Annotated in this window: 8 protein-coding genes and 1 tRNA gene; 7 read left to right on the top strand and 2 right to left on the bottom strand. The window is 56.4% G+C overall.

The features are described from left to right. Positions 1 to 51 precede the first annotated feature (51 nt). Positions 52 to 828: a hypothetical protein gene (locus ACR0KJ_RS15275; RefSeq protein ID WP_480627068.1), complete on the top strand. Its 777-nt coding sequence runs from the start codon at positions 52 to 54 to the stop codon at positions 826 to 828. A 74-nt stretch (positions 829 to 902) separates the two neighbouring features. Here the strand turns inward: ACR0KJ_RS15275 and ACR0KJ_RS15280 are convergent, their stop codons facing one another. Further along, positions 903 to 3,125, bottom strand: coding sequence for a CHASE2 domain-containing protein (locus ACR0KJ_RS15280; protein WP_480627069.1), 2,223 nt, complete (start codon positions 3,123 to 3,125; stop codon positions 903 to 905). A 40-nt stretch (positions 3,126 to 3,165) separates the two neighbouring features. Then, on the bottom strand, positions 3,166 to 4,068 hold the full coding sequence (locus tag ACR0KJ_RS15285; protein WP_480627070.1) for a FecR family protein: 903 nt from the start codon (positions 4,066 to 4,068) through the stop codon (positions 3,166 to 3,168). 345 nt (positions 4,069 to 4,413) lie between these two features. Between ACR0KJ_RS15285 and ACR0KJ_RS15290 the strand changes: the two genes are divergently transcribed. From ACR0KJ_RS15290 to ACR0KJ_RS15315, 6 genes are all read left to right on the top strand, one after another. After that, positions 4,414 to 4,503, top strand: a tRNA-Ser gene (locus ACR0KJ_RS15290). Between the two features lie 401 nt (positions 4,504 to 4,904). Next, positions 4,905 to 6,974 carry a hypothetical protein gene (locus ACR0KJ_RS15295; protein WP_480627071.1) on the top strand — a complete coding sequence of 690 codons (2,070 nt, stop codon included), beginning with the start codon at positions 4,905 to 4,907 and terminating at the stop codon, positions 6,972 to 6,974. 388 nt (positions 6,975 to 7,362) lie between these two features. Further along, complete coding sequence (locus tag ACR0KJ_RS15300) at positions 7,363 to 8,772, top strand: hypothetical protein (protein WP_480627072.1); 1,410 nt, start codon at positions 7,363 to 7,365, stop codon at positions 8,770 to 8,772. Then, positions 8,769 to 9,239 carry a hypothetical protein gene (locus tag ACR0KJ_RS15305; RefSeq protein ID WP_480627073.1) on the top strand — a complete coding sequence of 157 codons (471 nt, stop codon included), beginning with the start codon at positions 8,769 to 8,771 and terminating at the stop codon, positions 9,237 to 9,239. Before ACR0KJ_RS15300 ends, ACR0KJ_RS15305 begins: the two co-directional genes overlap by 4 nt. A gap of 66 nt (positions 9,240 to 9,305) precedes the next feature. Beyond that, a complete protein-coding gene (locus ACR0KJ_RS15310) occupies positions 9,306 to 10,886 on the top strand; it encodes a phage tail sheath family protein (protein WP_480627074.1) in 1,581 nt (526 codons plus the stop codon). Between the two features lie 226 nt (positions 10,887 to 11,112). After that, positions 11,113 to 11,871, top strand: a complete 759-nt coding sequence (locus tag ACR0KJ_RS15315) for an aspartate/glutamate racemase family protein (protein ID WP_170624178.1) — start codon at positions 11,113 to 11,115, stop codon at positions 11,869 to 11,871. Positions 11,872 to 11,931: the final 60 nt, after the last annotated feature.

Here is an 11,931-nt window from a genome sequence, read left to right on the forward strand (position 1 = left end):
CGCGCGGCTTTATTGGCCCAGAACCCAAAGATCTTTGTTCAGGAATTGACGATGGCCGACACAACAAATCAGCACATTCACATCCCCTTTGGCGTTGGCACTGTGATCAGTGACACGTTTTCGATTTTCTTCCGCAAGATACATATCGTTCTGCTGCTGGGCTTCATTCCCGCGCTGGTCGATGTGGTCCTCAGCCTGTGGCTGTTTGACAGCTCGTTCGAAACGACGCCGGCCGCCGAAATTGACTGGGCCGCGTTCTGGCCCGCTTTTGCCGGGCTGGTTCTGGTGTCCATGGTTGCCGTCGCTTTCACCTCGGCCATGGTGATCCAGTTTGCCTATGACACCAAGCTCAACCGCCCGGCCCAGATCGGGCGGTATTTCGCCTCGGCGTTCAATAACCTGCCCGCGATTGCAATCCTGTCGATTATCACCGGTATCCTGACCATGATCGGCTGGGTGTTGCTGGTGGTGCCGGGCATTTGGCTTTACGCGGTTTTCTCGGTCGTGGTGCCCGCCATCGTCATTGATCGGGCCGGGTTTGGCGCCATCGGGCGCAGCGCGGAACTGACCAAAAACTACCGCTGGCCCATTGTCGGCGCATTGATCCTGATTGTCCTGTGCATCTTCCTGTTTGCCGCCGCTATCGGGTTCATCTTTGGCCTGGCCTTGCTGTCCTTCGACTCGCAAGGGGCGGAAATCATCTCGGAAAGCATTGGATCAGCAATTGGGTACGGGTGGACCGGTGTTGCCATTGCGATGATCTTCGCCCGCCTGAAGGAGATCAAAGAGGGCGTCAGCGTATCCGATCTGGCGGATGTCTTCCGGTAGTCGACGAAAATGGCCCGGTGGTCGCCAAGGCCACCGGGTATCTTGATCCCTGACCGACCTTGCAAAAACAGCCATCAATGCCCTGCGGCGCGGTGGCTGAACAACACCTGGTTTGACTGGACATCCGACCTGAAATCCGCCGCTCGACCGGGAAGCGCGTCATAGAACGCGCTTAGTCCCGGCTCGATGTCCGCTGCAAGGCTGGCACAGTCCTGACACCTCGCCCGGACCAGATCGTGCGATGCACCGTCCCGAATGGACGCAATCAGGGACTTGTGCGTCTCGGCCAAGGACTGAAACGCCGCGCTTTGAAGAACCGATTTGTCACCGACCAGAATGTAAACCGGTTCCAGTTCGGCCTTGCCTTTCAGCTCCACAAACCCGGCCTCAAGCACCGCCAGCTCGGTTCGTGTGTCATCAACGACCGCGCGCGAGATCACGATGTCATAATTGACATGGCGGCAGCTTTGTTCCAGCCGCGCGGCGACATTCACCACATCCCCGATGACGGTATAGTTGAACCGCCGCCGCGAGCCGATATTGCCGACGCAGGCCCGTCCCGTTGCGCACCCGGTTGCCAAGGCAATCGGCGGCCGCCCGCGCATGACCCCGGACACATTGAACGCCACCAGCGCCTGCCGCATCAACAACGCAGCCTGCGCCGCCCGTGTCGGATGATCCGCAACCGGAAGCGGCGCGTTCCAAAACGCCATCACGGCGTCGCCGATGAACTTGTCGATAGTGCCCTGCTGGGCCAGAATCTGATCCCCGACCTGTGAAAACAGCTCGTTCAATATGGCCACAAGATCGGTCGCCGACACGGATTCCGACAGGGGCGTGAAGCCGCGGATGTCCGAGAACATCACGGTGATGTCCTGCGTCTCACCCCCCAGTTGCAGCGCATGGCCCGAGCCTTCAAGCTCGTGCAGAATTTCCGGTGATACGTAGCGCGAGAAGATGCGGCGGATCACCCGCTTTTCGCGTTCGGTCGAAACGAACAGATACCCGGCCAGAACTCCGAAATTGGCCATACCCCCAAGAAGCGGGAAGGTGACATCGAACAGCACCAGATGGTTTCGAAAGGCCAGCCAGCTGATCCCCAGAACCACAGCCGCCGAGATCCCTCCGGCCACGAATGAGGCCACCGCGCCTCGGCGGGTCATGACAACGATGACGACAAGGCCCAGCAACGCGAAGGCCAGTAATTCCAGCGCGGCGTTTACGTCCGACCGGCTGATCATCTCGTCGGTCAGGATCTGCTCAAGCAGTTGCGCGTGGATCGACACGCCCGGAACGGATTCACCCAGCGCCGTCAGGTGCATGTCGAACAGGCCAGCCGCAGAGGTGCCCACCAGAATGATCCGACCTTCGATCTGGGCGCGCATTTCCGGGTCGTCCCCGGATTGCATGATCCTGTTGGCCGGAAGATAAAGCGCCGGGTTCTCGTGGCGGTATCTGATCCAGACCTCGCCGTTTTCGGTGGTGGGCAGGATAAACGCGCCAATCTCGACACCCAGCATAATGCCTGTCTCGTCCTGCGCGCCTTCGGCCAGAATGACCGGCTCGTCCATCGCAACCCGCAGCGCCTCGATCCCCAGCGCAGGCAGCGCGCCGTCGGGGCCGCCCCACAGCACCGGCACCCGGCGCACGACGCCGGTATCACCCATGGGCGAAACATTGACGCCGCCGATACCTGTCGCATCCTGATCCAGTGGCGGGGCCAGCGGGGTCCATTGCGGCACGGACACCAGCCCCTCGGTCGGTTGGTCCCCGATCTCGATGATTCCGGCCTTGGCAAAAACGGGTTGGTCTTCGCCAGACAGCCGCGCAGCAACCCCAAGCACGACCGGCCAATTGGCCATCTCGGCCCCGAACAGAACATCATTGTCCAAATCCGCCGCCGCGCGATCCACGGACAGCACGCCGGACAATGCCGGATCATTCAAAAGGCGCGCGGGGGAATACCGGTCTGGCTCGGCAAACAGCATGTCGAAGGCGATTGCGGCGGCGCCATATTCCCCCAGATGTTCGACCATCTGCGCCAGCAAAGTACGTGGCCAGGGCCATTGACCCCATGTCTCAAGCGCGGCCTCGTCGATATCCACCACGCGCACGGGCAGATCAGGATTGAACGCGCGCGGCGACAGGCGTTGCAGAATATCGAAATACACCAGACGCGACATCCGGACGGGATACGGGTCCAGCACCCGGATGAAACAGCCAAACAGGATCAGCCCCAGCCCCACGATCCGAAAAACGCGCCACCGACCGTTCTTTTCCTGCGGTTTTTTGGTCACATCAACCTCGCTGGACAAGCGAAAGGGTCAAGGTCCGGCCCTATTCGGATTCGCGTTCTGGCTGACCGGTTGGGTTGCCCTGACCAGCCCCGGAAGGCGCGGCGGGCGAAGATTCACCGCCGCCGCCCTCTGGTCCGGGCGTTCCGGGGTCGCCTGTCGAAGGGGGATCGGGCGTTGGATCCGGTTCGGGCCGCGAGGGCCGCGATGGCTCGGGTTCGCGCGCCCGCGCTTCGCGCCTCTCCGGCCCATCAGGTTTCTCGGGCCGTACCGGAGCAGCCTCGCGCGCGCAGCCTTCGATATTGACCCGCAGCGGGACAAGCAGCCGTTCCTGCGCCTGTATGAACGGGAAGCCGCTTTGGATCGCTTTGTCATATTGCTCCTGATCGATCGGACGCCCGACACGGCCACGCTGACTGGTGGCATACAGGCTGCATTGCCGACCTGTAGACCGGCACCCGCCATTCAGACCACACATCTGAACCGTGCCCTGCAACACCAGCATCGAGCTTTGATTGCCCGGCGCGATCCATATGTCAAAAATCGTACCCCGCACGGCCATGGTCGCCGTCGGCGTGCGGACGGAATACGCCCGTTTCCGGCTTTTGCCGGATATGAACCTGAAACTGCCGCCCAGCGCCTGCACTGCAAAGCTTTTGGCCTTGCGATTTCCCCGCAGCATCTTGACGTCCAGCACCATGCTGGCATTGGGTCCGATGGCGATCTTCGTCTCGTCCACGAAAATCAGCTGCACCACACCGCTGCGATCCGTCGAGATCGCATCGCCCGAGGCGACCTCCATCCCCATCTTCAACGGCTGCCGGTTTCCGTCACGCGTGATCTCGGCCCCCGGTTTGACCGCCACGACCGTTCCGATATTCGCCAGCACCTGAGATGGAATGATCAGCAGGCAAACCGCAACACAAAACACTTTTAACCAGGCCAACAGTCTTTCCTTCCCCCAAAGGTAATGTCCGAGCGTTCAACGCCCGCTGCCCGGTTTTTTTGCCCCCTGCGTAAAGTCTTTGCGCTATCATTTATTTGTTAAATACAGACAAATATGCCGTAAACATCGCATTCTTTGCAAGTATTTCAAAAAAACACCCTTCCCAGACAGTGTTGTGCGGGCCTTGGTGCAAGGACTTCCGTGCCAACCAAACGCCCAACCAACATGTCAGACGCAGCGCCTTGGGATCGAGCGTTTCGGATTGGAGATTTGAGCTCAGAAAAATGACATGAGGCTAAGAATCGACCTTGTATCTCGGTGACATGCACGGATATACCCGTCGGCGGAGACGTGGCCGAGTGGTCGAAGGCGCTCCCCTGCTAAGGGAGTAAACCAGGAATGGTTTCGAGGGTTCGAATCCCTTCGTCTCCGCCATAAACCCATAAAATTAAAGAGTTTTTTGGCCGAGCACCGCGCGCCAGATACTGCACGTTAAAACTTGCGTTGCACGGTTTTCACCCAAATTGGCACAAAATTCACCCGATTCCCCGAGTTTTTGGCACAAAACCGGCACAGTAGTCCCTGAAGCGCTTCAGGCTGTATTTTGATGGCTAGAAGCGTCTTCAACGGGACACATGCATGACCATTTACTCAAACCCAGTCGTGTACGAGTCCGCCAATGCACAGCTGTTCGGGAACTCTTGGTCACAGCACCAGCCTGCGTACCAATGATTTTGGTGCTGTGTTTGGAGTTTGCGATTGATAGCGAGAAACCTGTTGCAATTGGTTGGGGGTACGCTGCAAATTTGAGCTGAAGTATTTTGAGGACGAACAACTTGAAACTATCTCACGACGCATTAATCGTCTTGGCGACGCAAGAGGCAGCTTTTCCGGCGGCTCAAGACGCTCTAGACAGGTTTTCTTTTTTGGTTGGCCCTTTGTTTCTTTCTATGGAAAAAGGGAAGCAGGTCACCGCACCCATAGTTCGGGAGACCGTTTTGCAGCATATCGGACTTGATCTACCGCGTCCCGTGGCAGAGGCTCTTACGTTCCGAATGGGTCAGAATAACTTCATCAGTTCGGAAAAAGTCGGCGACGCCCAAGTGTTCTATGCCAAAGGAACGTCCCGTAGGAATAGTAGCGGTTCAGTCATTGACGACCTGATAAAAGACTTCCGGTTGTTTGTTGATGACAAGAGTCTTCTTCCGAAGATTACGGACGACGAAATTCTTCAATTGTTTATGTCGGAAATATTCAAAATTTCAGATCTTCTAAACGAAGAAGAATTTACTGTTGACGGGGGGAAGTTCGAACGATGGAAAGTTGGAATAGTCTCTGACTATATTCTCCACCACACAGACGAAGACGGAAACTTACCGCCTCTGCTTTCAAAGTTGTCTGAGCTGTGTTTGCTCAGATCCGTTATCGGAAGTATGACCCAACAAAGAAAGCAACCAAAGCGAAGTACGTTGGTTGCAATATTGGATGCACCTATAGCCCTTCATGTGACCGGTGCTAGCGGAAAACACTCCAAAAAAAGTATTGATGCGACGGTAGGCTTGGCAAATAGCTTAGGGGTAAAGTTTGTAGTTTTTCCAACCAGTGTTCAAGAGATGAAAAGAGTGCTTCACGCAGTACTGTCCAATGACCACAGGAATAGGCGAGGACCAACTGCGACAGCAATTCGGCGCGGCGAACTTTCCGAGACCGTCGCCGAAGATATCAGGAAAGACCCAGAGAAATACACAAAGAGTTTTGGGGTTACAACTCTACCGCGAAATCTGGAAACTTTTCCGAATGAAGAACACTTTTTTTCCGAAGAACGATACAGAGATTTCTCGGTTACGGCTTCTTCGTGGTCAAATACAGAGGCGGGTGAATTTCATGACGCGGAGTGTCTTGCTCTCACAATGCGTGCAAGAAAAGGCAACCATCCAGCTAACATACTTGGGAATGACTACGTTTTTGTCACCAACAACTGGAAATTCTCCAACGCCGCTCAAAAAAAGTGCCTCGAATACCTTATGATAAATGAGGGCTCTTGCCCTCCTGTAGTTCACTTAAATGCCTTCTCAGCCAGCGTATGGTTAGCGGGCGGTTTCAAACAGGAATCTAGGATTCCTGAAAAAACGCTTTTAGCGGCATGTGAGAGGGCGCTGTCCAACACTGGTAATGTTGTAGAAAAAACTGAGAAAATTCTGAGGGATCTAAAAGTAGCAGACGAATCGACAATCGAACTTCTGGTTCAAGACCGGGATAGTGTAAACGCTATAGTTAGTAGTACAGCCGGCGATCCAAGCCTCATAAACGAAGAGAACATCGGTGTCGTACTCGCAAAGGCTAAGGCTGCAGTCGCAAAGGACGTCTCAGAGAAGGCTGCGGAAGATCGGCAAGAGTTAATTCGTCAGCATGATAACGAAATTAAGCGGTTAGCTAGCGAAACCGGAAAACAAATCTCTGAAATAAAAGAAGACTACGCACAGTTCAAAGACGATGTGAACATCGAATTGGAAGCCCGTAGCCAACAAATTCAAGCGATGGAACAAAAAGCGAAAGAAGAAAGACAACAACAGCTAAGGAACATTGCCGCGCGAGTAGAACACCTGAACAAGAGAATACAAAAGCACGGATGGGGTTTGGTTGAGACGTTTTCTACCGTGTTTTTTCTGATCGCATCTCTTTTAATGGGATTCCAGATCAGCTGGGCGGTTGGGTTCTGTGCTACGCTATTTGGGGCTTTCTTCGTACTATTCAGCTATCTTGAAATCTGGTTCCCGAACAAAGTCAAAATGTGGGTGATCCACAAAATGGCAAACATTCAGCTGAAGAAAGAATTTTCGAATGTCGAGATTCGAGATTGGAAGATTACTATAAACGAAGAGGCCGAAGCTGTAGTGCGAAAGTGAGAATGAGAGTCATTGTCCTTCTCGGCTAAGTCCAGAAAGCAAAACCGCAAGAAAAGTGGCACGAAATCGACACACTAAAAATGCAAATGGAACTTAACTTACGCACATCACTATATTTTCAAAAGCAACCGCTTCCCCTGCTAAGGGAGTAGGCGGGAAACCGTCTCGAGGGTTCGAATCCCTTCGTCTCCGCCACTACATCAAGCCCATTGTCTTGGTTTGGCTGAACCGCCGGTAGTACGACCTTACCCAATATCCAAAAACACCTGAAACGTTGACAGGGGTCGCGTTCGATCGTCATTTAGGGAAGCATGGCACCAAGCTTCGACCAATCGACTTAACCCTCAACGCTTCGCGGTGCGAAAGGGTCGCGAGAAGGGAGAACGTTATGCGACTTCCGAACGTTGACGTCATTCTGGATGATATCGGCCCGATCCCGGAGGCACATGCGCGTTACCTTGCGTGGATCACGGCCAATCTCGGTCAGAACCGGGCCGAGAACAGCCATATGTCGCCATTCCCAACCGGCCGGGCGACCGTTCACGCGTGCGAATGCGACTACCTGATTGCGTATCAGAACGGCTCGGCTTTGGCGTTGCAACGTCTGCGGGAGCGCCTGCCCGAAGTTATGCACAAACTCTATGGCCAAAGCATCGAACTGCCTGAAGTTTTCGTCTTTGTAGGCGAGGCGCGCAATGGGTTTTCCGTGCTTGAACGCAATGGCTGCCATGCGGTGAAGATTGATTTTCGCACGGCTATGACCCTGACTCTGACCCAATTTCTGCTTGGTGTTTCCGGGGGTAACCCTCAGCTCAGGCAACTGGCGACATGGCTGATCCTGTCGGTCGTTCTATCGAAGAACCGTGTGTTTGACCCGGTCCTGATGCAGCTTGCTCATGAGGCCCGGGCGATGGACCAGCGCGTTTTTGAGGACCTGGTGGGCAGCGTCGCCAATCTGATCCTTCTGCACGAGATCGGCCATGTGCTGTTCGACCAACTGCCAAAGGGTTTTGCGCAGGTGGTCTATCAATTCGTCGACATTCCCGGTGCGGATCAAGGCCAAAGAATTGGTGCGGCGTCAGCAGCAATTGGGGCACCACCCACTGAAAGAACGCAGCCGGTGGACGCGCACGCGCGTTTGATCCTGCCCCCGGAACTGGCGCGCTGGAACCCGGAAATCACCGCCGATTGCTTCAGCGTTTTCGGGCATTTCGCATGTCTGCTTGAGGTCTATAACGGTCAGCCTCGGATTGCCATCGAGGCTATCTGCGATTCATTCCTGGGCTGGAACCTGACCTTCTTTGGCCTTTGGTCGATGCAGCAAATACAATCCGAGGCGATGGGGCTTGGACCGGGGACAACCCCCGAAACGGCCAGCCATCCGGATGGGCTGACCCGCTGCGATATCATGCTGTTCTACATCAATCATATTATGGCGCGGGTTGTTCCCGACTATCGCAGCCCGGCTTTGGGGCGGTCCGTGCGCGCCTATCAAAACCTTTGGTCCGCCGATATGCATCAATCGCTAAGGGCCCTGCGCACCTATCTGCTGGTCACACCCGAGGCGTTTGAAACCTTCCGGGACGGTCTGTTGCGAACCGTTTTATCCGGGTGCCTCTATGATGAATTCAAGCAGGTCGGCAGCGCCCAGCGATTGACCAACAACCTACGTGAAATCGAAGGGAAATGGACCGCCTTTCACACGGCCAACCACCTGAACGGGCAGCCGGTCTTTCTTGACCTCGCGCAGCAGTTTGGCGCGCTTGACCTGAAATTCATTTCGGAGGACCGCGTATGAGTTACGATCCAACACTTGTATCCGCAATTGCCCAAGCGGATCAGGGCGGAGATCTGGACGATGTCAGGGCCTTGCTTGATCCTGACCGCCCCAATGAAGAAGAGAACTTTCTGGGCGGGCTCACGCCGGATCTGGCCGCGATCCTTGCGTTTTGTGTCGCCGTCGGGACCATCAGCGGTGCCGCCAAAAGTATTGCCGACATGATCGGGCTGGCCAACAAGGCCGCAAAATGGGCAAAATCCTTGCGCGGCGAGAAACCGGTAAAGGCCGAACTGACGCTTCGGGAACGCACGCTTGTATTGCTGTTTGAGGCCACAACAAACCGGCGCGAGGGGCTGTCTGCCAAAACACTGCAAACCATTCTTGGATGCTCACACGCGGATCTGGACGAAGCCCTGACCGCGCTTGAACACAGCGGCGTTGCCCGCAAGTCCCTGCAAGGCAACTGGAAGTTTTCGTCCCGCTGATGTCCCGGACCGGCGGCGCCGGACAACGCCGCCGTCAGAACCCCGCGAACCGATTGGATCTCTGTCATGCCAGAATATCTTGCCCCCGGTGTTTTCGTTGAAGAAGTCAACCGGGGCCCAAGGCCCGTCGAAGGTGTTGAAACCAGTACCACGGCCATGATCGGTGAAACCGAACGCGGACCGCTGAGGCCGCCCCTGATCACGTCGTACCGGGAGTACCTGCGTGTGTTTGGCGATGTGTTCGCCGAATACCGCTTTGTACCATTCAGCGTCAAAGCGTTTTTCGACAATGGCGGGCAGCGTTGCGTGGTCTGCCGGGTCGTCGGAGATGGCGCGGAAACGGCCCATATCGACGCGGCCGGATACCGTCTGAGCGCAAGCGGCCCCGGTCAATTCGGCAACGCCATCTGGGTCCGCATCCTGCCGTCGAGCGCACAGAAGCGCGGTGCAGACGGGCCAGTGCCCATCGGATTTCGGCTGCAGGTCGCATATTTCGGACACGGGTTTTCCGGCGACCTATTCGATCCTTTCGACGACTCCAAACGCAAACCCCGGCCCGTTCTGGTCGAAGACTTCGATGACCTGTCGCTGGATACGAACAGCGATGATTTCTGGCGCAAGAAACTCTCGGAAAACCCATCTGCGCTGATCACGCTCGATCTGTCCGATCAGGCTGAAACACCTGCCGGTCTGGTGTTCAGCGGCGCTTTGAAAGGGGGGCAGGAGGGTAAAAGACCTACCGCCGCCCAGTTCGCAGGCAGGACCGACGCGGCAGGGGCGGTGATCACAGACCCGACCAACTATCGCGGCCTCGCGGCGCTGGAGCGTGATGCATATCAGTCTGTCGCGATTGTCCATGCGCCGGGTATCGGAAACGACACGCTGCCCGAGATTACGATACAGGATGAAGTCATCGCACATTGCGAACGCAATCGTTTTCGCTTTGCAGTGCTCGATACGCCGCGCGGCGTGAAAGATTTGCGGTCCGACGCGCTGTCTCCGCGCAATCGGCGCGCGTCTGACCATGCAGCGATCTACTACCCCTGGATTGTTGCGGCACATCCTAAGACGGGCGACAAGGTTCTTGTCCCTCCGGGCGGGGCCGTCTGTGGCGTTTACGCGCGCGTGGACTCGGCGCGCGGCGTCTGGAAAGCACCGGCGGGTGTGGCGATCAACGGGGCCGTGGATGTCGAGTTCCATCTGAACGCAAACCAACAGGACGTTCTGAACCAGGCCGGCGTCAATTGCATTCGTCAGTTTCCCGGGCGCGGGATTTGCGTCTGGGGCGCACGAACACTGTCGTCGGACCCGGAATGGAAATACGTGCCTGTCCGCCGGTTCTTTATCTTTCTTGAAGCATCCATTTCCCGCTCGCTCCAATGTGTTGTGTTCGAGCCGAATGACGAAAAGCTCTGGTCCAGTGTCGCGCAGGCGGTGGGAAATTTCCTAAGCACCCAATGGCGCGCGGGGGCCTTGGCGGGCGCAAAGGAATCCGAGGCGTATTTCGTGTCCGTCGGACGGGACACGATGACCGAGGCGGATATTGCAAACGGCCGGTTGGTGATGCTGATCGGGGTCGCTGCACTGCGCCCGGCCGAGTTCGTGATCATCCGTATATCGCTGAAAACCAGTGACGCGCTTGATTAAGCGTTGCGCTGGCCAGTCGGCAGCAAGACCCAAAGCCGGAATTCAAGTTTCAAGTGGTGTTCGAAGAAACCAGCAAAGCGGGGATATGCGTCAACATGACGTTCAAACGCGGGGTTCTCGGCGACGCTTGTCTCGACACATGGCAAGCAAACCATTCATGGTTGACTTAACGGCAGGCTGTATACAGAACGGTGTTCAACTGTGTTCGACATATGACGAGGCGAATATGCACAAATTGCATGGCGGTAAAACGGTGTTCGGGGCCAATCTGGGCATCCTGATGCTGGAAACTCAGTTTCCGCGCATTCCAGGCGATATCGGCAACGCGACCACATGGCCTTTTCCGGTGCAATACCGCGTCGTCCGCAGCGCAACGCCGGACAAGGTTGTCCGCAATGACGCCCGCGAACTGGTCGGGCTGTTCATTGATGCCGCGAAAGAGCTGGTTGCCACCGGCTGCGACGGCATCACCACCAATTGCGGTTTCCTGTCCATCGTACAGGATCAACTGGCCGAGGCGGTGCCGGTTCCGGTTGCCACCTCATCGCTGATGCAAACCCCGATGGTGCAGGCCATGTTGCCGCCCGGCAAACGTCCGGGGATTTTGACAATCTCGAAGGAAACGCTGACACCCGCGCATCTGCAGGCCGCGAATGTCCCGCTGGATACGCCGATTGTCGGAACCGAGGGCGGTCGGGTCTTTACCCGCGACATTCTGGGCGACGCGCCCGAGATCGATTTTGCCGCCTGCCGCGAAGACATGCGCGACGCCGCGCGGCAATTGGTGACCGAGCATCAGGATATCGGCGCGATCATTCTGGAATGCACCAACATGACGCCTTACGCAGCGGATGTGCGCAAACTGACCGGCCTGCCCGTGTTTTCAATCTACAGCTTCGTTCGTTGGTTCCATCAGGCGCTGGTGCCGGATCGCTTTCCGGTCGATCTGGACGATCCGCTGCTCGGGCTGGCAGGTCAGTCCTGATCTATAGTCACAAAAGACCCCCCGGCCTGGAACAAAGCCGGGGGGTCTGTGTTGAAAGGA

Source organism: Ruegeria sp. AD6 (assembly GCF_056542325.1).

Bases quoted from the DNA above. Each gene is read 5' to 3' on its own strand.
- ACR0KJ_RS15305 (WP_480627073.1), top strand. From the start codon at position 8,769: ATGAGTTACGATCCAACACTTGTATCCGCAATTGCCCAAGCGGATCAG.
- ACR0KJ_RS15275 (WP_480627068.1), top strand. From the start codon at position 52: ATGGCCGACACAACAAATCAGCACATTCACATCCCCTTTGGCGTTGGC.
- ACR0KJ_RS15310 (WP_480627074.1), top strand. From the start codon at position 9,306: ATGCCAGAATATCTTGCCCCCGGTGTTTTCGTTGAAGAAGTCAACCGG.
- ACR0KJ_RS15315 (WP_170624178.1), top strand. From the start codon at position 11,113: ATGCACAAATTGCATGGCGGTAAAACGGTGTTCGGGGCCAATCTGGGC.
- ACR0KJ_RS15300 (WP_480627072.1), top strand. From the start codon at position 7,363: ATGCGACTTCCGAACGTTGACGTCATTCTGGATGATATCGGCCCGATC.